Source organism: Paenibacillus sp. 37 (assembly GCF_008386395.1).
GTDB classification, from domain to species: domain Bacteria; phylum Bacillota; class Bacilli; order Paenibacillales; family Paenibacillaceae; genus Paenibacillus; species Paenibacillus amylolyticus_B.
The window spans coordinates 6,774,182-6,798,896 of record NZ_CP043761.1 but is presented as its reverse complement, the minus strand read 5'-3'; the positions used below and the strand labels follow the sequence as shown (position 1 = coordinate 6,798,896).

Below are 24,715 nucleotides of genomic sequence, written 5' to 3'. Positions count from 1 at the left end.
CCTTCGAATTAAGAATTAATATTCCGTTGTTGGACTCATGGTTAACGAGATATCCAGGTTGCCGTTCCGTGTGCGGATGGCATCAAGGAATTCCTTTTGGCTAACACTTTCGTGGATGGTTACACTGTAGACCAGCTCATACAGACTGCCGAGCTCGGTCGTTCTGATCTTTTTCAGGTCAAAAGGTACATTAAATGTATGGAACACTTCATTAAGTGCTTCTTCATAGCTCAAATTCTCAGGAATGGTGACTTTCAGCGTTTTCAGCTGACTCTTCTTGCCGCCGAAGTTGAAGCGACTCAGGACAAACATCAGCACACACAGGATAATCGTGAACAGCACTGCGTATCCAAAAGCACCTACACCGCAGGCAAGACCGGAAGCCATCGTGAACAATACATAAGCAATATCCTTTGGATCACCAGGTGCACTGCGGAAACGAATGATCGAGAAGGCACCTGCCAAGCTGAATGCTCGAGCAATGTTGCTGCCGATGAGCAGGATGATGATGGCGACAATGACGGGCAGGACGACCATCGTTAGGGTGAAGCTCTGGGAGTATGTGGCTTGGTTGGTCTTCATGTACGTGAGGCTGATGATTAACCCCAGAATGATGGCAAGACCAATGGTGATGACTGCGTTGTTAAACGTCAGGTTGGTATCGGTAAGGGCGGAACTGAATAGTGAATCAAGCATATAGGACACGCTCTCTTTCTATAATCGTTTTATCTTGTTCTTGTTCTATGGATGGGTTGAAGTCAGTACCTGGTACAAGAATGCGCTCCGACTGGTAATTCAGGTTGGTTGTTCTCACCAGATGTCTGAACTCGTTGCCGTATTTGGAGAATCCAGTGCGGTAGAGACCATGCTCACAGAGCAGTTGCGACAGCCACAGCGGAACGGTTTTCTCGGCTTTCACTTCCATCAGCCACCTTCCGTCCTTCACGAGCGGTTCACCGTAATCTCCCTGTTCCAGCTTCAGATCGTATCTGCGGCTGCGAATGTTGGTGTCAAAGGTAATGCGGAGATCCCGGCTGTTCTTGTCAAAGAGTGCTTTGCGTTCATACGCCAGATACACTTTCGGTTCAAGATCGTAGAGGCGAAGGAAGTATTTGATCTCTTCCACAACCTGTTTGTTCATATAGTCTGCCAGCTCCGGTGCCTGTCCTGAACGAACGAATTCGTACGCTTCATCCAGCTTCAAGGCGGTTCTGCGCTTGTTCACCAGGCCAAAGACTTTCTTTTTGATCTCCAGATACACTTTGGCATTCTCTTCAGGTATTCCATACGCCCGCAGTCTCAGCTTCTCCTTGTATTTTGGTTTGGAGAGACTGGCGCGAATCAGGGAATCCTGTGGAGTATCGAAATACAGGTTACTGATGGAGTAGTACTCATGTTTCTTGTTGTAGGCATCCAGTTCCATGTATTTCAGCAGGTCGTTGTAGAAATGGGCGTACTGTTCATCCGTCAGAAGGTACTTGCTCTCATATCGGTTGAATACTTCAATTGCCATGTGGGATTCAGTCCTTTCGTTGGTGGGTTGTATGTTTTGATGCATCGTGTATTGCTTCCATGTCTGTATCTTAGAGGGCCAACCTTGAATGAATCTTAAATGGTTTTACATTGCGTTAACATTTTTTTACCTTCCTATAATAGTGGGCATACACAAAATGAATTAAGATTGATTCAAGGTTCAATTGATAGAATGGGTGATACCATACAGCGTTTATGAAGACGAATAATTCAAGCAGAGGAATGAATAGATGATGAGAATATTAATTGCGGAAGATGAGGTTCATTTGGCAGAGGCAGTATCGCAGATTTTGAAAAAAAACAACTACTCCGTGGACATGGTCCACGACGGCAGATCAGGACTCGATTATGCGCAGAGCGGCATCTACGACCTGTTACTGCTCGACATCATGATGCCAGAGATGGACGGAATCACCGTCCTGAAGAAACTTCGCAGTGAAGGCAATCATACGCCAGTCATTCTGCTTACGGCCAAAGGTGAATTATCGGACAAGGTCACAGGCCTCGATTATGGTGCCGATGATTATATCGCCAAGCCCTTCGCCACAGAAGAATTACTGGCCCGGATTCGTGCAGCCTTACGGCGGAAGGGCGAAGTTGTTCCGGAGGACGGACTGAAATTCGGCGACATGGAGCTGAACACAACTCAGTTGAAGCTGAGCGTACAGGGGAAGGCAATCAAGCTGAATCTGAAGGAGAATGAACTGCTGGAGCTGTTGATTACGCGCAAACAGGCGATTACCTCCAAAGAGCAGATTATCGAGAAGTTGTGGGGATTCGATTCGGAAGTGGAGTATAACAATGTGGAGGTGTACATCTCGTTTTTACGCAAAAAATTAACCTTCCTGAACTCGACTGTTCGCATTAACACGATTCGGGGTGTGGGGTATGTGCTTGAGGTGACGTCCTGATGTTCAAGAAACTCCGGAATCGATTCCTGATCGTGAATCTGGTGTCCATATCGATTATGATGCTGGTGGCATTTGCGACGATCTATACGATTACGTATCAGAATGTGCAACGTGAGACAAATATGGAGTTGTACAAGGTGTCTGATTTCTACCACAGTCCTTATAATTCATCCAAGATGCCGCGCGGGGAAGGTGGGGGTCTGGGGACGGGGTCTGGATCAGGCGCTAGTACAAGTGCTTCAGGTTCAGGTTCAGATTCGCTACCATCCAATGCCATGAGTGGTAACAATGAAGGACCCGGTGGAGACCCCAATGCACCTCCGGCACGTTCCATTTCGTTCATGATCAAGACGGATAGCCAGTGGCAAATCACGGATACCCATTCCCGTTTTGATATGGACGAAACCTTCTACACCGAGGCGCTGCAAAAAGTGGATCGGGATAAAGTTGGTGATTCGGAACGGCAGACTGGACAATTTGCGCTGGATGGAACGGACTGGGCCTATGTAGTTGATACGACCGGTGACGGGCATATGATCGTATTCATTGATGTGACGGCACAACAGGGCATTCTTACGAATCTGATCTATACTTTTGCTGTTGTTGGATTAATCATGTTGATTGTGATCTACTTCCTGAGCCGTTATTTTGCGAATCGCTCCATTGCACCGGTTAGAGAAGCATTTGAGAAACAAAAACAATTCATCGGTGATGCTTCACATGAGTTGAAGACCCCTCTGGCGATCATCAATACCAATGCTGACGTGCTGCTTGCAAATCAGGAGGATACCATAGCGAATCAGGCGAAGTGGCTTCATTATATCAAATCGGAAACCGAACGCATGACCGGACTTACGAATGATCTGCTCTATCTGACACAGATGGATGACTCACGCTCGACGATGATTCATGCGAAGTTTAATATGAGCGATGCGGTAGAAAGTATTATATTGCCAATGGAAGCCGTTATTTTTGAGAAAAACATCTCCCTTGACTACAACATTGAGCCGAATCTTACGGTTCATGGGAACAGTGAGCAGATCAAACAGGTCATTCTGATCCTGCTCGATAATGCGGTGAAGTATTGCGGGCCCAGAGGGTCCGTAAACGTTACGCTCCAGAAACAGAATAATGATGTCACGCTGGCCGTGTCCAACACGGGTGAGGGCATTGCACCAGAACATCTGGATCGGATCTTTGATCGATTCTATCGTACGGATTCGTCCAGAGCCCGCAAACATGGTGGGCATGGTCTGGGGCTGGCGATTGCTCGTTCTATTGTGGATCAGCACAAAGGAGAGCTATACGCCCGAAGTGTAGTCGGAGAGGGTGCTACATTTTACGTACGGTTGTCGTAGGGGCGGAGTGATGCGTTTCTTCACTCTGGATCTATAATCGTTCTACAGGGATAAGTTCTGCCTGTAATGGGTTAACCTATGCTACAATGGCAACAGTATGTATGAATCAAGGAGATGAACTGAACGTGGCAGAAGCAAACGCAATTAATGAACAAGAAATGATGCAATATATTGCAGATAAAACGAAGGCAAGCCAAGCGAACATCGCTCTTGTGCTGAAGCATCAGCAAGCGTACATCAACAAGGCGCACGAAAATGCCAAAGGTAACGATGTGGATATTGACGGCGATGATCTGGCTGACTACATCCTTAGTCGCAAAGATGTGAAGCTGGATGAGCTGACCGTGGAAAGCATTCTGGATGCTGAAATGGACTATCTGATGGACAAGGGTCACGCAGGGTACGTCGATTAGATCTGTTTTCAATATTATGACATAGTTTATTATAAATCGACCTTCAGTACTATTAGGAGGTCGATTTATTTGTTGATGGTAGATGACTGATTCCAAAAAGAAAAATTTAGTTTTTGGAAACAGAGATAAGAATGTGTAATATTTATTACAAAAAATAAAAATATATATATTTGTAGTTAAATGTATATATACCAATTAATTGTTGGGAGTACAAACAGAAAGGGGTGATTAGTATGTTGAAAATTCTGAACCTGCAAAAAATGGCTAAAGAAACAAAGGGTAAAACGTTGATTGCTCAAGCCTATCCAGGTACTAGCTGGCTGTTGAGCACTTAATAATTTTCTCAATTACATAAGAAAAGACTTTCCTATTAGAGGAATCTCTAAGGAGAGTCTTTTTTTATATTAATTAGTTAATTTTTATGGAGGGATGGAAAGTTGCTAAGTGATAAGAAAATCAATGTTCTGAACATGTATTATGATATTTATAGATATAAAGAAGATCAGACTTATAGAGATATAATTGAAAGATCCCAAAAGTGTGAAGTGAAGAATGGGTCCTATTACTTACAAGTTTATTTTTCTGATGCTTATTTGCCGGAATTTGGATGGAAAATTCATATTTCAGCAACACCATTAAATGCAGAGGATATATTGACGATTGTGAATGAATACTGCGGCAAAAATAAGGTGCCATTTAAGTTCATGAAAGATGCAGAAATATTAAAGCGAAGCCTTTCTAAAGTTTGGAGTAGAAGCTCTTCTGGTAAATTTATTACTATTTATCCAAAAGACACAAAACAGTTTTTGTTAGTAATTGATGAATTATATCAGTTGCTTAAATTATATACTGGGCCTTTTGTATTATCGGATAAAAGATATAAGGATTGTAAGGTACTATACTATCGTTATGGTAGCATGGCGGCTACAGACCAAACTTTAAAAAATCAAAACGGTGATTATATTATAGTTGGTCCCAACAAAGAGCAATTTATAGATGAACCCCAACCTTATTACCAGCAACCAGAATGGATAAAAAATCCAGTAACTCAAAAAGATGATTTCTCAGAAGATAATCAAGGACTTAAGAATGGAAGATACAGTGTATTAGATATTATTTCAATCTCTAACAGCGGTGGTGTTTATAGAGCGTTTGATAAGTACTTAAATAAAAATGTAATCTTAAAGGAGGCTAGACCGGGTACGGTTGTTTTAGATAATGGGCTAGATGCTATTTCCTTGAGGCATCAAGAAAAAGAAATTTTGCAAGAATTGTTGCAATCGGGTGGAACGAGTGCTCCTTCAATATATGATGATTTTTTTGAATGGGAACATTACTTTATTAGTGTTGAAGAAATAAAAGGTGAAAACTTACAAGAGAAACTAAGTTCACCATGGGAATATGAACATAAAACTATTCGAACTATGGATTACATTGAAAAAGGAATTAAACTATTTAAGCGTATTCTATCTGCACTGAGTGATTTACACCGTTTAGGTGTGTCAGTTGGGGATATTTCACTAAGAAATATTATGATTGATCACCGGGATCAAATACGTTTTATTGACTTCGAGCTTGGTTGTAGTGATAAACATAGAAACGATGCTACTATACTAATGGGTACGTCCGGTTTTCGTTACCGGAAATACAGAGATTTAAATCACAGATTTCAAATTGATTATGAAGCGATCGGGCTTATAATGATTAGTTACTTTTTTCCAACAGGTGCACTGTTTGATATTGATAATAAAAAAATAAAAGAATTCCTTCATCTGTTGAGTTCACAATCTTTAATACCTAAGGAGCTAGTAGGTATAATTCAAGATCTTATTTTTCGATCAAAGGAAGTCGATCTACCAAAAATCATAAGCACATTGGATAATATGAATTCAAGGCATTCTTTCATAGATTTCAAAAAAATAGAGCCTCTTGAAAACCGGTTGAAGGAACATTTGAGAATACTTCATCAGACATTAATTAATGAATTTATTTCTGCCTCAGGTAAACAGCCATTCTTAATGAGTGATAAGCTTAATGGGTTAATGGATGGAAAGCTTGGCTTGTTACTTAGTATAAGAGAGATTGAAAGTGTAATTCAAGTTGATACTTTTTTACCCAAAGAGGTTATTAGCAGATTTATAAGAACTATAAATTACAAAGAACCAGATTTTTTTAATGGGTATTTAGGATATGTTTATTTATTAAATCAATTGGGATTAGATGGGGAAGAGCTCACCGAAGATAAAATACAGAACTTGCTCCAATCGCTTGAGACGTATACTCTACATCGGGGAATTGCTGGGTTGGGAATTGTACTTCTCTCTTTAGAAAAAGAAGAGTCGGATAATTTTAGAAAGTATTCTGTATTTATAGGAGAAAGAATTGTATCTGTAATCAACAATGACCAATGGGATAAGTTGTGTAATGGGTCTTATACAGAATATGGATTTTTTAACGGATTATCAGGTATAATTTACTATTTATGTGAATTGAATAAACGGACTAGTAATGAAATTTTTGCAAGATGTGCACAAAAAATGCTTGACTATATGCTTGAAAATTCCTTAATTGGCCCTAATAAGGAGTATGTACTCATGAGTGATGAGGATGAGCATGCCTTTAATGCTAGCTTTTTAGGGAATGCTGGACTTATATTAGCTATCTCGGCCTATTTGGATATAGAGAGCAACCCGGTATACGAAAAAAAATTATTAGACTTAGTGGACAGTACTGAAAAGTCTATATATGCTGATCCTTCCTTCGGGAGTGGTCTGGCTGGAGAACTTTTGGTTCTTTTAAAGGTAGTCCAAGAAAAGCGAGTATACATTGACTTAGCTAGTTTCGAGCGAATATTCAATGTTATGGAGTCGTTTGCCTTAAGTTACAATGGTTATGTTTATTATCCTAATAGTCTTCTCTTGAATGTTGATAGTTCATTTTATGGGGGAACAGCTGGAATTGCTTACGCTCTTGCAAAATTATTGAAGTATGTTACTGAGGTAGATTGAGTATGAGTTCATTCATGCAATTCCCATTAAATATTAAATTTCGTATACTTAGCTCCTTCTTCTCTAAAACAATCGGAACTGCAACTTCTCCTTTTTTAATTTTATATTTAACTAATTATTTGAACGATGTTTTCTTAGGTCTTCTTCTTATACTCAGTATTTCTTTGAATTTCATATCCAGTATTATCGGTGGTTACCTGTCAGATATTTTTAACAGGAAGCGGTTTATAACTACCTTCCAAACTGTTCAGATAGCAATGCTGTCTATATTGACTTTTGAACTCTACTTTCTTGAAAAAAACCCTCAAGAAGGAGTTCTGCTTTATTGCATAGTTATTTCTTATGTACTACAAGGTATGATAGGGGGGACTTATAAGCCTGCATACAATGCTTTAATTATGGACTCGACAAATAAAGATAATCGAAGAGATATCTATAGATTTAATTATTGGACTACTAACTTGTCGCTGGCTGTAGGTACAAGTATAGGAGGTTGGTTCTCTAGTAACCATTTAATATCTTTGTACTTAACTTCAATATTTATTTTAATTCTAGTAACAATTGGCTTTTTCATTATTATAGAAAATGATAACCAAATATTTCGAAAAGAAGTTAGACAAAACAACTTTTTCGTTAATCTTTTTAACAATTATAAGGAGGCACTTAAAAATAAGGATTGGGTAATTTTTTTATTGGGTAGCGCATTTATTTTTTCTGTTGAGTTCTCATTGATTTACTACTCTAATATAAGGCTTGCAAGGGATTTCTCTCAATTTAGTATATTAGGAATTAACATTTCAGGCATTAGGATGTTTTCTGTTTTACAATTGATTAACACTATTTTAGTTGTTTTTTGCACTTTTCAAATTGGTAGAGTAGTTGAGAAATGGTCAACAAAAAATGCTCTTTTAATCGGCGTATTTCTATATATATGTGGTTACAGCTTAATTTCATATAACCTAAATTTTTATATACTTATCCTCTGTGTAGTCATTGCAACCATTGGAGAGCTTATTTTTTCTCCGAATTGGCAGGCAGCACAAATAGAGTTTATTCCAAAGGACAAAAGGGGATCTTTTTCCGCATTGTCAGCATTATCAAATGTGTTGGCTCTATTAATGGCAAGTGGTTATCTATTATTATCAGGTCACTTAACTTTATCAATTATAAGCATACTGATATTTATAATAGGGTTTGTTGGATTAATACTAGTATCATTAACGCTTGTGTTGAAAAATCGATTAGAGTAGAAAAAGAACCGCAACCTTGAAACATCGTTTGTATTACTACAAACTCCAAAAGGTGGCGGTTCCATGAATAGTTTTCTGTTAGATTACAGCTACGCATTCCACGTTTGTGGAATCTGCTTAACTTAATAACCTTACCATAACCGAAAAGGAGGATTAAAACCTTATGTTGTGGCTGCGAGAAACTTTGGACATTTGATTCATATTGGTTATGAATTGAGAGTTGAACAACTGATTCTTTAGTTCAATCTATAAGTATTTATGAATATTAACTTGCAATATAAACCTATATTCTTAGATTGACTTAGTAGGGTTGCTGTATCTGAATAGAGCGTTATTTAGTTGAGCACTATATCTGTTATACATCTCATCTTGTTTTAAAACTTCAAATACCTTCAAGCTATTTCTGCAATGTTGTTCACCCTCATTGAAATTGTTTGATGTAATCATTCTAATTCCTAAATAAAAGTTAATCATGGTTTGTTCAAAAAAATTAGTTCTATCATTGAATACATTCTTTGCTGTATCAAGTAAAGCATCGGTATGAATAAAGTCTTCGATATTAATACTTAATTGAATTAAGTTAAATAATAAAGAACTCAGAATTTTATTATCAGACTTTAAATCTTTGTACATTAAAGAACGTTTGATCAAATTCTTAGATAAATGCATAGCAGTGGATTCAGGAAAAACAAATAAAAAGTTATTGAAAAGTACTAATTCGTAATAACACCAATTTTCAACGCTAATTAAATAATCTGCAATTTCTTTACAGTGATTGATTGGAATTTTTTCTTTGTTAAAGTCTAATTCTATACACTCACATAGAATAAATAGATGTTTATAAAAGATATCCTTAGATTCTTCGTAGGTTTGATATATATGTGTTTTTGAGATAGCTAGTTCATTCTTATTATCCGATTGATATGTATCAAAAACATCTTTATATGCAGCCATTTTAGGGCTTAACTTATAGTCATTAAGCATGAAAAGGAACTCGTCATAATTAACATTGCAAAATTCAAGAATCATTGAAAGTTTTTCAGAAGAAATTTGATGCCGGTCATTTTCAATTTTGGCCAGATATGGTCTTGAAATCATGATACCCTCTGCTAACTCAGTCTGTGTAAGGTTTTTACTTTTACGAACATATTGGATAAGTTGGCCGATTTTCATGTGACTCTCCTTAGATGTATAATATTTATTACAAAAAATGTTATTGCAATATTTACCTAGTATACTCTTTTATAGGAGGCGATTTCTAGTGAAGAAACTAAGTTATAAAGCATCCTACAGTGTAGGTATAATTATGCTATCATTTTTAAGTGATTATATATGGTGGATTACAAATCCATAGAAGACGACGCAGGAGGTATTCTAATGATATATCGTCCATCCAATAAGGGAGATATCTCAAGGTTGCTCGAAATTCAGAAGGAGGTTTTTGAAGAAGATTTACAGAAGTATCAGGATTACGATACCAATCCTGCATGTGAAACGTGGGAAAAAATGGAGAAAAGTATAGAGATTGCGCATCATTTCACAATTTTCGATAGAGATGATAATATTCTTGGAGCCATTGACATTAGAGGGAATGATGAAAGGATGCATATAAATAAAATATTCATCAAAACAGAATGTCAAAATTCTGGTATGGGCACAAAAGCGATGGATTTTGTTCAAAAAGAATATACCAGTGCAAAATTATGGACTCTATATACTCCACATTTAAGCTATAGAAATCATTATTTTTATGAAAAAATGGGATTCTCTAAGATTAAAGAGGTTAAGGTTTCAGATAGACTAACACTCTTTAAATATGAAAAATATGTTCTGCAGACAGAAGTATGATTTCCCTAAGAATTATACGAAAAAAACACTCTTAGAATGAGGGTAACGCCCTCTTTAAGAGTGTTTTTTATAGTTCTTACAGTATCTAAATGTTCAACAAGGTAGGACTCAATTACAAAGTTTATAGGTATCTAGAATCTATTTGATTCATCTTATTGACCCATCATACCGCCATCTACAGTGTAGAGGGAAGCTGTTACATAGGATGCTTCTTCGGACAACAGGAAGTTCATCACCGCAGCGACTTCTTCCGGTTCACCGTAACGGCCCATTGGAATGGCAGATACCGTAGCAGATTGATAATCTTCCACGTTGCCGGAATTGGCTTCGATTTGGCGCATCATACGTGTGTTGATTGTGCCTGGCAATACAGCGTTAACCCGGATATTGTAAGGTGCCAATTCATTTGCAGCGGTACGCGTGAGACCAACTACGGCATGTTTGGACATAATATATGGAGATACGGCAGGTGCGCCCATCAGACCCGCAAGGGAAGAGGTATTTAGAATCGCACCGGATTTTTGTTTTTTCATCACTGGAATGACATTTTGCAGACCCAGGAATACGCCACGAATGTTGACGTTATATACAGTGTCGAGTGCTTCAACACTCAGGTCTTCGATCAGCCCTGTTGGACCTTCAATTCCGGCATTGTTGGCAAAATAATCGATTCGGCCAAATGCATCCAGTGCTTTTTGCACATAGTTTTTCACGTCTGCTTCCTGGGATACGTTTGCTTTTACGGCGATGACGTGCTCTTTGTCGAGGTTCAGATCAGTAATCGTCTGTTGGATGGCTTCTTCATTCAGGTCCACCAGAACCAAGTTGATTTTGCGCTCTGCAAGGCGGCGTGCCAATTCTTTACCAATGCCTCCGGCTGCTCCTGTAATTACGGCTGTATGTGTATACGTTGTACTCATGATATATTCGCTCCTTATTCATTATTGGCAGGTATTTCTCAAAAAAAGTTTCAACCTGTCGTCTATCTTTCCTGTCTCAATGTTAAGATATACATAGCAATGTGACAATAATCATTGACAGCGCATATGTCAGCTATCGGACAGAGGTGTAGGCGGTGTTTATTTATATTACAATAATGAACAAAGGAGGCGAAAATGTTGATTATTGAACATCCTCAGGACCGGAGAGCACGAAGAACACAGGATGCGATCATCGCTGCGGCGGTTTCTTTGATATTGGAGAAGGGAGCGGATGCCCTCACAATCCGGGATATTACGGAGCGGGCGGATTACAACCGTGGAACCTTCTATTTACATTTTCCCGGCAAACCGGAGTTGTTGCAGTTCATTCTGGATGATTTCATGCAGGGAGTGGGGCGAGCATATGCAGAACCATACGCACAGCTTAAGGAAGTGGACATGACTGTGTTGCTGCCATCCACGATGCCTGTATTCGAATATATTGAAGCCCATCAGGATATCTTTCGTGCATTAATAACGATGCATTCGGATATGGGTTCCCGGCTGTGCAATATGTTTAGAACGTATCTAACCGAAGATTTTGTATTGGTGACCGAGGATAGTGAGTGGACGATTAATTACGACATCATGTTAAGTTATCTGGTATCTGCAACTGTAGGCGTAATCATGCATTGGGCGGAGATTGGGTTCAAATATTCTGCGCATTATATGGGAGAGCAACTTACGGCGCTGATTAACATCAAACCGACCCGTCTGCTGATTGAACCAGGGCAGAAGGGTCGGACTATTCACGAGCGTATGCTGTTGGATTAAAGTACCGGATTATCCGGTCATGGAGGCATTAGCGGCCTGTTGCATCTGAAGCAGTTGTTCGCGGATCAGGACGGACTCGCCGACCATAATTAATGCCGGGTTATTCACTTGATGTGACAGGGAGAGGGAGTGGAGTTCGGCAAGTGTGCCGGTAATAATGCGTTCCTCCGAAGTGGTTCCCCGTTCGATTAGAGCCGCAGGGGTGTGTCCACTTTTCCCATGGTGAAGCAATTCATGTTGGATCTGGGGCAGTTGGCTAATACCCATGTAGATGACCAGTGTGTCCACACTATGAGCGAGTAGATCCCAGCGAACCGATGATACACTTCCGTCACTGCCAGTTCCCGTGACACATGCGAAGGATGAAGCGATCCCGCGATGGGTTAACGGAATAAGGGAGGAAGCGGACGTGCCAACAGCCGAAGTGATGCCAGGAATAATCTCAAATGCAATCCCTGCTTCCGCCAGCACAAGCGCTTCTTCACCACCACGGCCAAAGATAAACGGATCGCCTCCCTTGAGTCGTACAACTTGTTTGCCTTCTGCTGCATGCGCAGCCAGCATCCGTCCAATCATCTCCTGACTCATGGAGTGAAGCCCTGGGGCTTTGCCGCAGTAGATGCGGAGTGCTCCTTCGCGAGCCTCAGCGAGCAATTGATCATTCACAAGCCGATCATACATAATGACATCTGCCGACTGAATACGTTTCAGGGCTTTTACCGTAATCAGATCCGGGTCTCCAGGACCAGCGCCAACAATACTAACCAGGCCCCGGCTCATGATCGTGTCCCCAATTTCGGAGCAGCATCAGAACTTGCCAATCCTGAACGACCACCCTGAATGGCTGCCAGTTTGGACGAGAGCTTTACCGGATTTCCCCAGTGGTGGGCAGCATATAAACCGAGGCCTGTGAATATAGCTCCGCCAATGAGGTTACCCACCAACACCGGGATCTGATTCCACAGCCACCAGTCAGCGACACTCACCTGTGCGCCGAGCATCATGCCTGCCGGAATGACAAACATATTTACCACAGCATGCTCAAATCCCTGAGCGAAAAATATCGTAATGGGCAGCCACATCGCTATGATTTTACCCAGTGTAGAAGTGGACGTCATGGCCATCACTGCCCCGAGTGTGACCATCCAGTTACATAGAATGGCTTTGATGATGACCAGTACAATGCCAGCCCCGCCCAAGTGCTGATATCCCAATGTTTTGGTTTCACTGGTCTGGATTAGCGTTTGAATTAGAGGGTTGTTCATATCCGTACCCATCTTGGTAATGGTCAAGCCGTATAACAGAGCATAGAATGCACATCCGAGCAGATGTCCTGTGATCACCCAGAAATAATTTCGGAGCATATCCATCCATGTAATTCTGCGTTTCAACACTGCGAGTGGAAGCATCGCAAAGTTTCCTGTCACCAATTCGAGACCCAGCAGAATAATGATGACAAATCCAGCCGGGAATATCAGTGCACCTGCCAAACCAACGGAAGTTTGAGATACAGCGGTATATGCCAATGTGGTTGCAAAGGCGAGGATAGCCCCTGCCAGAAAACCGCGGATCAGCATCTGTACCCGATTCATTCTGGCTTTGTTCTCACCAGCTTCGACCATCGATTGCAGCACTTCTGCAGGTTTAACAAAATCCATAGCGCACGCCTCCTTGATGTCAGGGTATCTCTAGCCTTTAACCCGCAATTGTGATGAAGATTTCTCCGCTGTTGCCGTCCACTTCTGTTTTGTAGGTATTCAAGCAGCCTTCATCCGGCTCGTGTACCTTACCGTTACGCAGATCAATCTTCCAATCATGCAAAGGACAATGAACCGCTGTCCCGCACACCATGCCTTCCGACAGCTTGCCGCCCTTGTGAGGGCAGCGATTCTCGACGGCGTGCAGACTTCCGTCGCTCAGTTTGAAGACTGCAATTTCGGTATCCTGTATCAGGAAGGTCCGTGCACCCTTTTCATCAATATCCGTCAAGTGTCCAATCCGGAATTTGTTCATCGCTGTTCCTCCGTTTCTAGTGAGTTACCGGCTCGGCACCGGACAGTGGGGTGAAGTTTTTACGCAATTTCTCGTCTTCAATGATTTCTTTCCAAGGATCAACCGTGTGACCCAGCGTAACTTCCAGGCGTTCGATCAGAGCGAGACGTACATCCCGATCCGCCAATGCTTCCTTCACATGATCCAGACCTACCCGTTCAATCCATGCCGCTGTTCTCTCATTCCATTTTGCGTTCTCTCTATAATATTGCAGGTAAGAGTAGGTCCACTCTTCCACTTCCGCATCAGTTTTCACCGTACAGAGCAACTCAGCTGTGCGAACTTTAACTCCGGCGTTACCACCAACATGAATCTCCCATGCACCATCGATGGCGACAACACCCAGATCCTTGATGGTTGCTTCAGCACAGTTCCGCGGGCATCCGGAGACAGCGAGTTTCACTTTGGCTGGAGCTACCATTTTGTCGAGTTTTTTCTCCAGACGAATACCCATCTCAATGGAATCCTGTGTGCCGAATCGGCAGAATGTATTACCAACACAAGTCTTCACTGTACGAAGCGCCTTGCCATAACCAAAACCGGAAGGCATATCGAGCTCTTCCCAGATCTTCGGCAGGTTCTCCTTTTGTACACCGAGCAGATCGAGTCGTTGTCCACCCGTGAACTTCACCATCGGAACATCGTATTTCTCTGCGACAGTCGCAATTTTGATCAATTCCGCCGGGGAAGTAACACCACCATAGATCCTTGGAATAACGGAGTAGGTACCGTCCTTCTGAATGTTGGCGTGATAACGTTCATTGGTGAATTTGGATACACGCTCATCTCTGTATTCAGCCGGCCAGATCATACCGAGATAATAATTCAGGGACGGACGACACTTGGAGCAACCTTCCGGCTCATTCCAACCGAGAACGTTCATCACTTCCTTCACGCTTTTGAGTCCCATTTCCTTGATCTGTGCAACAATCTCATCCCGATCATAGGATGTGCAGCCACATATGCCTTCTTTGGTCTGTTCACCTACATTATCACCGGCATAATACGTGAGCAGGTTTTCGATAATCGGTTTACATCCACCGCAAGAAGCGGAAGCTTTGGTACAGGATTTGATTGCACCGAGTGTATTACAGCCTTTATTCAGAACAGCGTCCCCGATGGAAGCTTTGGTAACACCGTTACACCCACAGACGATCTCGTCATCTGGCATACTTGCCATGCGTTCTGCGACAGATGGACCCGAGCCTGAACCACCGGAAGGTACACCGAGCAAAATTTCTTTCTCCCGACCGCTGATGTTCTCTCCACTCTTAATGAGGGAAAACAGCGATGCGCCATCCGTGGTATCCCCAAACAATACAGCTCCAATGAGCTGCCCATCCTTAATCACCATCTTTTTGTACACACCATCAACGTCATCCTGAATGCGAATGCTGCGAGTGTCTGCAGCGTCTTTGAATTGTCCGGCAGAGAATACGTCCACACCAGATACTTTGAGCTTCGTGGACGTGACCGAACCTGCGTATCCTTCGGTTGCCGCACCAGCCAGGCGTTTTGCGAGCACCATACCTTGTTCATATAATGGAGCAACCAGTCCGTAGGCAATACCGCGGTGTTCTGCACATTCGCCGACGGCAGATATACCAGGGATGCTGGTATGCATATAATCATCTACAATGACTCCACGATTCACATCGAGGCCGGTATTGCGAGCCAGTTCAATCTGAGGGCGAATCCCGACAGCCATGACAACCAAATCCGCTTCAAGTACCGTTTGATCAGTGAAACGAAGGGCTTTTACTCGATGTTTGCCTGTGATTTCTTCGGTATGTTTGTTCAAAAGGAACTTCATACCTTGCTCTTCAAGCTCACGCTGGAGCATCAGTCCTGCCGGGAGATCCAGGTTCCGGTCCATCAGATGACCGTTAATATGGATGACCGTGACATCCATGCCCAGATTGAGCAGCCCCCGCGCTGCTTCCAGTCCTAGCAATCCGCCTCCAATAACGGCAGCTTTGCGATACTTTTGTGATGCTGCCATCATGGTCTCGCAGTCTTTAATATCGCGGAATCCGATAACGCCTTCCTTGTTAGCGCCGGGAAGAGGGAGGATGAACGCTTGTGAACCGGTTGCCATAATCAGCTCATCATAGGTTGCGCGTACACCATTTTGAGATACAACTTCTTTGCGCTTGGGATCGATCTGAACGACCGGGTCACCCGGGTACACCCGAATGCCGTTATCTTCGTACCAGCTCCACTCATTGATTACGATATCTTCGATGGATGTTCCGCCAGCCAGTACAGAAGATAACATGATCCGGTTGTAGTTGGGATGCGGCTCTGCGCCGAAGACTGTAATTTCATAAGCGTGTGGAGCAAGCTTAAGGATATGTTCGATTGTGCGGATTCCCGCCATGCCATTGCCGACCAGCACCAGTTTTTTCGTTGTACTCATTATGATTAGCCCCCTTAGGTCCATTCTGCAAACTGCCTCAAAACCTTGTCTCTAAAATCGAAAAAGCCTGTTATGCCTCGGAGGACTGCGCATATACATACGCATCCCTTGCTCCGAGATTGCAAAACAGGCTTCATTGCCGTTTCAACCAGCTACGCCGTTGTAACTGTGATCGATTCAAATATGGAGTTGTTATGGCTTAACTATAAAAGATCGATCCAACCATGTCAATATAGTTAACATAAAAAAGTATTTGAAATTTAAAGTTAATTATGTTTACATGAATTTATTGGAACACGAATGATCGAAGAGGTTTTAAGGATATATATTCATGAAAATGAATGTTTTGGTGAAATATAGTGCACTGGGCACTACAAAAAGCATAGAAAACGTATCATAATTAGTGTTTTACTCTTTTGGGCTACTAGGACGATCCGTCATGATTGTTGTATTTATTATCTCGAAATCAGTTATAAAATCAGATTGATCTGTTTTTTTTGTCAGGTAATATAACATATATAGCGCTTTCTTGTGTTAACGCTTTAAATAATGTGATTCTAATTATACGTAATTAGGGAGGGATTGCTCCATCATGCGATCTTTATTGGTCATTCGTATACAGTCGACGATAGCTGATTCGTCCGATGCAATCCCTCTGACACCGGAGAGACTGCTGGGGGCGAACGGGTACCATGTACAGGTGGCAGGCAGTGAAGCGGAAGCGTTGAAGCTCGCCCGTGAGGCGGAAGCGTCCATCTTGCATCTGTCGCTGGCCGATGTGGAGTACTGGGTGAACTGCCTGGGAAAGGGGAAGGCTGATTCCCCGCTGCTCTGGTGGTGCGGGCCAGATACGGCCTCTTCCTCCGCAGAATCCTGCGAGGTCGAAACTTCATTTGATGGGATACTTACACCATCCATGACCGGGCCCGAGATCCACTGGACGCTTCACTTTGCAGCTCGGCGCTACATGGAACGTAAACAGTGGGAGCAAGAACGGAAGCAGTTGCAATCCAGGCTGGAGGATCGAAAGTGGATTGATATGGCGAAGGCCATTCTTAGTGATCTGAAGCAGATCTCCGAGGCCGAAGCCTATGACCTGTTACGTAAGAAAGCGATGGATGAACGCAAACGGATGGTCGATGTAGCTACGGCAATTGTGAAGGCACATCAACTGCTCCAGTCTTAATTTGGAAGGAGAATTCTCCATGGATATGTCTCACATACTTCGAGAGGTCGGACGTGGAAAACGAGGCTCGCGTGATCTGAATTATACAGAAGCACTGACCGTTGCAGAGAAAATCCTAAAACAGGAGGTTTCCCCTGCCCAGACGGCTGCGTTTCTCATGGCTGAACGAATGAAAATGGAAAACGTTGAGGAACTGGAAGCTTTTGTTCATGCATGTCGTAACAGTGCGGAACGTTTCTCCATATTTCAGGATGGATTGGACTGCGCCGGTCCTTATGATGGACGGACAAAGTCGTTCATGGCCACGTTTCCGGTTGCATTTGTACTCGCGGCGGCCGGGTTGCCGGTGACTTTGCACGGGAGTGATCCTTTACCACCCAAGTGGGGCGTCACGTTGTCGGTACTTTTGAAGGAAGTGGGTATTGATACACACAAGATGGATCGGGAAGATGCCCGGAGCGCTGCATTGCGTTCGAGTGTCATGTACGTATCCTCCGAGGATTGGTGCGCACCTCTTCGTAAGCTTCGTCCGTTACGGGAAGAGTTGGGTTTTCGAACGGTGTTTAACACAGCAGAGAAATTGATTGATTATAACCATTCACCGTATTTGGTGTTTGGTGTGTTTCATAATACCTTTCTGGATCGGATTGCGAAGCTGCTCACCCGGTTTAACTATCGCCGTGCTTATGTTGTACAGGGAATGGAAGGTTCTGAGGATCTGTATATTGATCGGCCAACCCGCGTATACGCAGTAGAAGACGGAGAGATGAAGCTGGAACTGATTGACCCCGCAGCTTATGAACTGGATATGCCTGTGCCTGAACTGGTATGGACAGCTGCCAAGCAGCTCGAAGTGGTGGAAAGTGTATTATGTGGTGACGGGCATATTGCTTTTGTGAATCAGGTCTTGTTAAATGGAGGTTTCCGCTTGTATGCGGCGGGGCGTGTCAATTCCATCGAAGAGGGCATATACACTTGTCAGGGGTTGCTGGAGAGTGGTGCAGCGTATCGCATCTATCAACAGTGGTGTGTCTCGATGGGTGGCGAACTGCCGGATAACAGAGCGGTGTCCATCTATCCGGCATCGTCCCGATAAATCGTTGTTTAAGCTTGTGCATATTTAGCGTATTCTTACTCCCAAGGATAAGTAACGGTCAGGAAGTCAGCAAATTTCTTGCTCTCTTCCCGCCGCATTTTCCGCATGGCCGCCCGATCCGGAGCGGTCTCGTATAGTTTCTTTTCTTCTTCGGTCTCCGGGATAATACGAGGTACGATCAGTTTGCGATTATTTTCGTCCAGGGCTACAAAGGTCAGAAATGCAGTCGCCGCAATTTTCTTCTCTCCGGTCTTCAGATCCTCTCGAATCACCTTCACAAAAATCTCCATGGAACTTCGTCCTGTCCAGGACGCGAACGATTCAAGCGTAACCGAGTCCGTTGGGTTAATCGGGTACAGGAAGTCAACCGAGTCGGTTGATGCGGTTACGGTATTGACCCGGCATAGCTTGGAAGCGGCGATGGATGCAATATCGTCGATGTAGGACATCAGCTTCCCGCCGAATAGCGTATTATGATTGTTGACATCGGTTGGGAACACCCTTGCCGTCTTGAAACAACGTGTTTCGCGTACATATTTTTTCTCCACCTGATCCATCTCCGTTGGTTTCGGTATCTCTCTCATGCTTTTTTCCTCCTTACAGTATGGCTGCTGTGACATAAGTTCAACTAAAGATTATTTACATCGGCCACTCCGATGATAGAATAACTCTCCGATCGCTGTTATCCCCAGATTTTTATTATTCCTTTTTATAGAGTGAAAATCCGGGGATAGCGTATGCTTCCGATGCAGCTTTCTTTCAGAAAGCTTTGAGGCGAACGCTCCGCTTCTTCAAGTTATTTCTCTCCTCTTCGTTCTGTGTAAATGTTTAGTTTGACTTATATAGTATCTTTTAGTATAAGTGTCGGTCAGAACCATATTCAAATGAAGTTTGGACTGCAAAAAAACCGCCAGGCGCGGACCGGCGCGCTGGCGGTTTACTGCTGTATATTAAGCCTTGGGTTTGAAAATGCCGGACGGTTTGCCGATCGGCAAGAACGCATAACCGAAGTGAGCGTTCAGTACCGAAGCACCTGTACCATACAGGGACACAATTCCGATAGCCATTTCAGCGTATGCTGCAATGGTGTGGAAAATGTGAGGAGCTACGCCGAAAGCGTCAAACGTCAAGCCAAGGAACAAGAAGTCGATCAGAATGAAAATGATAAGCAATACTTTATTCGCTTCAATCGCACCGATCGTCATGAACAGGGTGAATACGAGGTATCCGGCAAAAGCAAATCCGAGCTGCTTGCCATCGGCCTGTTCAGCGAGAGTGGAGCCAAATACGCCCATTTTGATCATCCAGTTGGCAGCCATTGCAAACCAGAAGAATGCGTACGCACCAAAAGCTGTTGTGCCAAAGGTATTGTTGCGTTTGGAATCTTGAATACATGCGAATAGCTGGGCAAAAGCACCCAGGAAGATCGCCCAAGGAATAGCGTAGCTAAGTCCATCTGTGATGCCAAGCTTTTGGGAAGAAGCGACCAGGGTTACGATAGCCAACCCAAATAATCCCATTGCGCTGGGATCGGCGTTAACAATTTTGACTTTAGTCTGTGAATCGGTCTGCATGGTGATGATAAGCCTCCAATAATATCAAATCAGGATCAATGGCCGTCGTTGGCCGTCCTCTAAATTACATCATTTGTATCCGCCGGGTCCGGACACACACATCGCCCTATTGTACCTGAATGACCCCATTATGGAAAGGGATTTTATTACCTTTTGAACCAATAGACTTTTGGTTTTTTCAATATACACATTTACGACACAATCCGTTCTGGCCGTGAATGATGAGGCCGGACGTTAGAATCCAACCCTCGATAATACCACTAAAATTGCGTCATATCAGCCATTTTCGGATAAGCTCTTGTGTGATAAAATAATCTTTATCAAAATTTGGAGAAGAATACAAAACATCCTTGTCTCCTATGCCATATGTTAATCCAACTATAGATTGACAGGAAAAACTAAAATGGTTCACAGAATAAGGAGGTATCAGGGGTCATGGTTATGAGTTTGGATTTGAAAATTAAAATAGAAAAGGCCAGACATAACCTTCATATGCTGGTAGAGCATAACAAGGGTGGTCTTGGGCATCCCGATGTGATTCGGCAGTCTATGGCATTGGACGAATTGATTAATGAGTATAACCGAATTAGCCGAAACCATTCACGGGCCTGAACCCAAAGCGATTTAAATTTTATACATGGAACAAATCACATAGATTGTAACGCTTGATCGTACAGACGGGCATGAATATAGCCGGTATGGACAGCCTCAGTTGAAGAGGCGGTATCCTACCGGCGTCATATTCATGCCCGTTTGTTTTTGCATCGTATCCATCATGCATCTGTTTAATGCAGCAACCGTTTGGCTTCCAAATATAATACCTGTACGAATTTTTTTGTATTAATGCGTGTCTGTGACAAGGAAGGCTCCACATTGTTTTGCAGCTCCAGCATTTTCTTGCGAATTTCGGTAAAATCGAAAAATTTGGATGCATAGTTCTCGAACTTGGGATGTGTATAATCTGTTAATCCCAGAGAAACCACATGGCTCAGCGTCTGGAAGATGGCCCTGCGAACACGTTGTTCCGATGCCTTGATCTCCTTGTTAATCTCTGCAAGTGTGGCGTTCTCTCCCAGCTTGCGTATCGCTACGTTCTGAAAGATGTCTTTGAGAGATGGGAACGTATAGGGGGACAGCTTATGCTCATCTGTCTCTACCTGCTCCAGATATTCCAGCATGTCCAGCAGATCCCTGCTGCCCGCTTCACCGATCATGCCCATCTCGGACAGCAGGAAATGTCCTGCAGTCGTGATTGTTTTGTCCGGAACCGGAGCCGCAGCACGTTCGGTAGAATTCAAACCGGACAATCCCTGTAATGTCCGTTGGATATCTGCGATGGATTGCTGCATCCGCAGCCTTTCGCTCACCAGCCGCAGAACAGATAGAATCTCCAGCCGGTTAATCGGCTTCGTAATATAATATTCAATGCCTAGTGAATAGGCTTCACCGATCATATTTTTCGACTCGATCTGGGAGATCATGACGATCTTGCCCTCAAACCTTCCTTCAAGCGCTCGCACAGTCTGAATCCCGTCTCGTTGGGGCATCAGCAGATCAATCAGCAGGACATCCACCTTATGCAGTTCCAACAGTTCCGCGTGAATATGTGCTCCGTCCTCAGCTTCCCCGGCAATATCGCCAAGGCCTTCATCCTCAATAATATCCATCAACATGGAACGAACGCCAGGATCATCATCCACGATAAAATAACGCATGTCAGTCATTCCCTTTCTCTGTGAATGGTGTGATTGATAAATCTATGGTAAAGGCGGTTAACGCCGCGATGAACTCTCGTTCCAGTGTAATCGTTCCTTTCCTTCTTGCATAGAACCTGACATGTCAGGTTAAATGACAATGATTGGGCGGTCAAAGCCCGATTTTAAAATAAATGTATAAATTGCATGTAGGTATTTGTCGATTTCCGTAGATGCCCTTGTAGTATAAGTAACATCCCAAAGTCTGGGGCTAGTGTTGTGCAGAATGGTACAAACTTTTCACGTGTCCATCTCTGATCTTGAAATACACCATAAAAAGGGGCATACCGATGGAGCAAACAATACAAGATATTGTCGTCATTTTCAATGATTTTCTATGGTCCAAAGTGTTAATTATACTATTGGTAGTATGTGGTATATACTTCACCACCAAGACCCGGTTCATGCAATTCCGCATGATTGGAGATATGGTGAAGGTGCTTCTAGAGCCGAAAAGCAAGGAACCAGGCAAAATTTCACCTTTTCAGGCGTTCTGTATTAGTATGGCGGCCCGTGTAGGTACAGGGAATATTACCGGTATTGCACTGGCTATCGCACTGGGGGGACCTGGTGCTATATTCTGGATGTGGATCATTGCAATTATCGGATCAGCCTCCAGTTTTGTGGAGAGTACGTTGGCCCAGATCTATAAAGTGAAGGATAAAGGTGGATTCCGTGGGGGTCCGGCATATTATATGGAACGTGGGTTGGGCAAACGCTGGATGGGGATTTTATTTGCCGTTCTCATTACGCTTTCATTTGGATTGGTCTTTAATGCGGTGCAGTCTAACACGATTACCGTTGCATTTGAGAACTCATTTGGTACGGATCGGTTAACGGTGGGTATCATTATGGCTGTGATATTTGCAGGAATTATTATGGGCGGTGTCAAACGGATTGCAAAAGCGTCGGAATACATCGTCGTTGTACTGGCCGTATTGTACATTGGGGTAGCGGCTTTTGTGGTGCTGGCGAACATTACCCAGCTTCCGGCCATGATTGCGTTAATTGTGAAAAGTGCCTTCGGCATCGAACAGGTTGCTGGCGGAACGTTGGGCGCTGCACTGATGAACGGTGTGAAACGCGGATTGTTCTCCAATGAGGCGGGCATGGGTAGCGCCCCGAATGCTGCTGCAACGGCGGATACAACACATCCGGTGAAACAGGGACTTATTCAGGCGTTTGGTGTGCTGACAGATACGTTAGTGATATGTACAAGCACTGCCATGATTATTTTGTTATCCGGGGTATACAAAGGTTCCGATCTGGGTGGCATTGAATTAACTCAGGCAGCATTAAGTGTACATATTGGTTCATGGGCATCGGGATTTCTGGCGGTTATGGTGTTCCTGTTTGCCTTCAGTACACTAATCGGAAATTATTACTACGGAGAAACCAACATTGAGTTTATCAAATCCAACAAAGTTTGGCTGTGGGTATACCGTATTTGCGTCATCGCGATGGTGGTGTTTGGCGCCGTTGCCAAAGTTCAGCTAGTGTGGGATTTGGCTGACCTGTTCATGGGGCTGATGGTGGTGGTAAACCTGATTGCCATCCTGATGCTGTCCAAGGTAACCTTTGAAGCGCTGAAGGACTACAAGAAACAGAAGGCTGAAGGACGTGATCCCGTCTTTACCCGGGACCGGATTCATATTCCGGGTGAAGTTGAATGCTGGCAGTCGGAAGAAGAGGTTATTGGAGATAAATCAATGTAGCCAATTAAGATTTTATCTGAACGTGGTTGGTTATATAAAATGGACACAACAAACAACAGGACTTGGATTATCCATCATGGGCAACCCGAGTCCTGTTTGTTGCATATAAAATGTATCTTTGTACTAGCCAAAGTTCATCAAAGATATATTTTCATTAATTTTTAACGGAATAGCTGATCAGTTGTTCGGACAGAGCTTTCATTCGCTCCCCTGTTTCATTAAGCTGCTCAATCACATCCGTAAAGGAGGATACAAGCGTTGCTTGTTCCTGTGAAGAGGCTGCAATCTGGGAGACTTCAACTTCCATTTGTTTGATGACCTGTTGTACATCTCTCAGACTGGTATCGATATCACTTGTAGCTTGTTTGGCATCCACAGAGAGTTTGCGTACTTCGGAAGCAACCACACCGAAGCCGGCACCAGCTTCACCAACACGAGCGGCTTCAATAGCGGCATTCAGGCCAAGCAAGTTGGTTTGCTCAGAGATTTCACGAATGAACCCGGCTACTTTGTTGATTTGGGAAGAGTTCTGAACAGCAAGTCTTGTGTTCTGCAAGATCTGTTCACTGGTTGCTTGCAATTCTTCGGCATGAGCAGCGACATGCTGCACCATATCAACGAGGTTACCATTGATGGTTTGATTTTCTTGTATAATATCCTCAAGTTGGTTCTGGTTAGATTGGTCGTAAGATACACAGAAAACAGCAACAACTTTCTGGTGATCATCAAAGATCGGAATGTTCAGAATATCCAGTTCGATACCATAAACATCCTTGGAGAGAGTAGCGAGGGTAGCTTCTCTTCCGTTTTTTAAGATGGAAAAGTTTTGATACGATTCCAAGAG

General features: G+C 43.2%; 24 protein-coding genes. 12 read left to right on the top strand and 12 right to left on the bottom strand.

Features of this window, described 5'->3' with window-relative positions; genetic code table 11:
• Positions 1-15: 15 nt before the first annotated feature.
• Together F0220_RS29140 and F0220_RS29135 are read right to left on the bottom strand one after the other, a co-directional pair.
• Positions 16-696 carry a DUF4956 domain-containing protein gene (locus F0220_RS29140; RefSeq protein WP_091012463.1) on the bottom strand — a complete coding sequence of 227 codons (681 nt, stop codon included), beginning with the start codon at positions 694-696 and terminating at the stop codon, positions 16-18.
• Positions 689-1,513, bottom strand: coding sequence for a polyphosphate polymerase domain-containing protein (locus F0220_RS29135; RefSeq protein ID WP_091013215.1), 825 nt, complete (start codon positions 1,511-1,513; stop codon positions 689-691). Before F0220_RS29135 ends, F0220_RS29140 begins: the two co-directional genes overlap by 8 nt.
• Before the next feature lie 253 nt (positions 1,514-1,766).
• Between F0220_RS29135 and F0220_RS29130 the strand changes: the two genes are divergently transcribed.
• The 6 genes from F0220_RS29130 (at position 1,767) to F0220_RS29110 (ending at position 8,473) form a co-directional block, all read left to right on the top strand.
• A complete protein-coding gene (locus F0220_RS29130; protein ID WP_105600680.1) occupies positions 1,767-2,444 on the top strand; it encodes a response regulator transcription factor in 678 nt (225 codons plus the stop codon).
• Positions 2,444-3,802 (top strand): sensor histidine kinase, encoded by a 1,359-nt coding sequence (locus F0220_RS29125; protein ID WP_105600427.1) that lies wholly within the window; start codon positions 2,444-2,446, stop codon positions 3,800-3,802. The genes F0220_RS29130 and F0220_RS29125 overlap by 1 nt, the downstream gene beginning before the upstream one ends.
• Before the next feature lie 158 nt (positions 3,803-3,960).
• The gene (locus F0220_RS29120; RefSeq protein ID WP_223200022.1) at positions 3,961-4,215 is read left to right on the top strand and encodes a hypothetical protein; all 255 of its coding nucleotides are present in this window, start codon (positions 3,961-3,963) and stop codon (positions 4,213-4,215) included.
• Positions 4,216-4,448: 233 nt separating this feature from the next.
• Positions 4,449-4,550: a class III lanthipeptide gene (locus tag F0220_RS32680; protein ID WP_188310509.1), complete on the top strand. Its 102-nt coding sequence runs from the start codon at positions 4,449-4,451 to the stop codon at positions 4,548-4,550.
• 102 nt (positions 4,551-4,652) lie between these two features.
• A complete protein-coding gene (locus F0220_RS29115) occupies positions 4,653-7,223 on the top strand; it encodes a class III lanthionine synthetase LanKC N-terminal domain-containing protein (protein ID WP_091012470.1) in 2,571 nt (856 codons plus the stop codon).
• Positions 7,224-7,225: 2 nt separating this feature from the next.
• Positions 7,226-8,473 (top strand): MFS transporter, encoded by a 1,248-nt coding sequence (locus F0220_RS29110; protein ID WP_091012472.1) that lies wholly within the window; start codon positions 7,226-7,228, stop codon positions 8,471-8,473.
• A gap of 291 nt (positions 8,474-8,764) precedes the next feature.
• Here the strand turns inward: F0220_RS29110 and F0220_RS29105 are convergent, their stop codons facing one another.
• The gene (locus F0220_RS29105; protein WP_105600425.1) at positions 8,765-9,646 is read right to left on the bottom strand and encodes a helix-turn-helix domain-containing protein; all 882 of its coding nucleotides are present in this window, start codon (positions 9,644-9,646) and stop codon (positions 8,765-8,767) included.
• Positions 9,647-9,850: 204 nt separating this feature from the next.
• On the opposite strand from F0220_RS29105, the gene F0220_RS29100 reads away from it, so the two are divergent.
• Entirely contained in the window at positions 9,851-10,321 is a 471-nt protein-coding gene (locus F0220_RS29100; RefSeq protein ID WP_167483726.1) for a GNAT family N-acetyltransferase, read from the top strand.
• 152 nt (positions 10,322-10,473) lie between these two features.
• Here F0220_RS29100 and F0220_RS29095 read toward each other — a convergent pair whose 3' ends face one another.
• The gene (locus tag F0220_RS29095) at positions 10,474-11,241 is read right to left on the bottom strand and encodes an SDR family NAD(P)-dependent oxidoreductase (RefSeq protein ID WP_091012476.1); all 768 of its coding nucleotides are present in this window, start codon (positions 11,239-11,241) and stop codon (positions 10,474-10,476) included.
• Between the two features lie 195 nt (positions 11,242-11,436).
• Between F0220_RS29095 and F0220_RS29090 the strand changes: the two genes are divergently transcribed.
• Positions 11,437-12,075 carry a TetR/AcrR family transcriptional regulator gene (locus tag F0220_RS29090; RefSeq protein ID WP_091012478.1) on the top strand — a complete coding sequence of 213 codons (639 nt, stop codon included), beginning with the start codon at positions 11,437-11,439 and terminating at the stop codon, positions 12,073-12,075.
• A 9-nt stretch (positions 12,076-12,084) separates the two neighbouring features.
• Here F0220_RS29090 and cobA read toward each other — a convergent pair whose 3' ends face one another.
• Genes cobA through nirB form a run of 4 tightly spaced genes read right to left on the bottom strand, consistent with a single transcriptional unit; the run spans position 12,085 to position 16,546 of the window.
• Positions 12,085-12,855, bottom strand: a complete 771-nt coding sequence (cobA, locus tag F0220_RS29085; RefSeq protein WP_105600424.1) for a uroporphyrinogen-III C-methyltransferase — start codon at positions 12,853-12,855, stop codon at positions 12,085-12,087.
• Positions 12,852-13,733 (bottom strand): formate/nitrite transporter family protein, encoded by an 882-nt coding sequence (locus tag F0220_RS29080; protein WP_105600422.1) that lies wholly within the window; start codon positions 13,731-13,733, stop codon positions 12,852-12,854. The genes cobA and F0220_RS29080 overlap by 4 nt, the downstream gene beginning before the upstream one ends.
• Positions 13,734-13,770: 37 nt before the next feature.
• Positions 13,771-14,088: a nitrite reductase small subunit NirD gene (gene nirD, locus F0220_RS29075; RefSeq protein WP_091012484.1), complete on the bottom strand. Its 318-nt coding sequence runs from the start codon at positions 14,086-14,088 to the stop codon at positions 13,771-13,773.
• Positions 14,089-14,104: 16 nt separating this feature from the next.
• On the bottom strand, positions 14,105-16,546 hold the full coding sequence (nirB, locus tag F0220_RS29070) for a nitrite reductase large subunit NirB (RefSeq protein WP_105600420.1): 2,442 nt from the start codon (positions 16,544-16,546) through the stop codon (positions 14,105-14,107).
• Between the two features lie 592 nt (positions 16,547-17,138).
• Here nirB and F0220_RS29065 point away from each other — a divergent pair.
• Complete coding sequence (locus tag F0220_RS29065) at positions 17,139-17,732, top strand: ANTAR domain-containing response regulator (RefSeq protein ID WP_091012487.1); 594 nt, start codon at positions 17,139-17,141, stop codon at positions 17,730-17,732.
• Between the two features lie 19 nt (positions 17,733-17,751).
• Entirely contained in the window at positions 17,752-18,828 is a 1,077-nt protein-coding gene (locus tag F0220_RS29060; protein WP_105600419.1) for an anthranilate phosphoribosyltransferase, read from the top strand.
• A gap of 35 nt (positions 18,829-18,863) precedes the next feature.
• On the opposite strand, the gene F0220_RS29055 is transcribed toward F0220_RS29060, so the two are convergent.
• Both F0220_RS29055 and F0220_RS29050 read right to left on the bottom strand, forming a co-directional pair.
• Complete coding sequence (locus tag F0220_RS29055; protein WP_091013218.1) at positions 18,864-19,376, bottom strand: acyl-CoA thioesterase; 513 nt, start codon at positions 19,374-19,376, stop codon at positions 18,864-18,866.
• Between the two features lie 402 nt (positions 19,377-19,778).
• Complete coding sequence (locus F0220_RS29050) at positions 19,779-20,402, bottom strand: acetate uptake transporter (protein WP_091012490.1); 624 nt, start codon at positions 20,400-20,402, stop codon at positions 19,779-19,781.
• Between the two features lie 435 nt (positions 20,403-20,837).
• Between F0220_RS29050 and F0220_RS29045 the strand changes: the two genes are divergently transcribed.
• Positions 20,838-21,014, top strand: a complete 177-nt coding sequence (locus F0220_RS29045; RefSeq protein ID WP_091012492.1) for an aspartyl-phosphate phosphatase Spo0E family protein — start codon at positions 20,838-20,840, stop codon at positions 21,012-21,014.
• Positions 21,015-21,187: 173 nt separating this feature from the next.
• On the opposite strand, the gene F0220_RS29040 is transcribed toward F0220_RS29045, so the two are convergent.
• Positions 21,188-22,117 (bottom strand): response regulator, encoded by a 930-nt coding sequence (locus tag F0220_RS29040; RefSeq protein ID WP_091012493.1) that lies wholly within the window; start codon positions 22,115-22,117, stop codon positions 21,188-21,190.
• Positions 22,118-22,446: 329 nt separating this feature from the next.
• On the opposite strand from F0220_RS29040, the gene F0220_RS29035 reads away from it, so the two are divergent.
• Positions 22,447-23,871, top strand: coding sequence for an alanine/glycine:cation symporter family protein (locus F0220_RS29035; RefSeq protein ID WP_149846871.1), 1,425 nt, complete (start codon positions 22,447-22,449; stop codon positions 23,869-23,871).
• 154 nt (positions 23,872-24,025) lie between these two features.
• Here the strand turns inward: F0220_RS29035 and F0220_RS33450 are convergent, their stop codons facing one another.
• Complete coding sequence (locus F0220_RS33450) at positions 24,026-24,484, bottom strand: methyl-accepting chemotaxis protein (protein WP_223200021.1); 459 nt, start codon at positions 24,482-24,484, stop codon at positions 24,026-24,028.
• Positions 24,485-24,715: the final 231 nt, after the last annotated feature.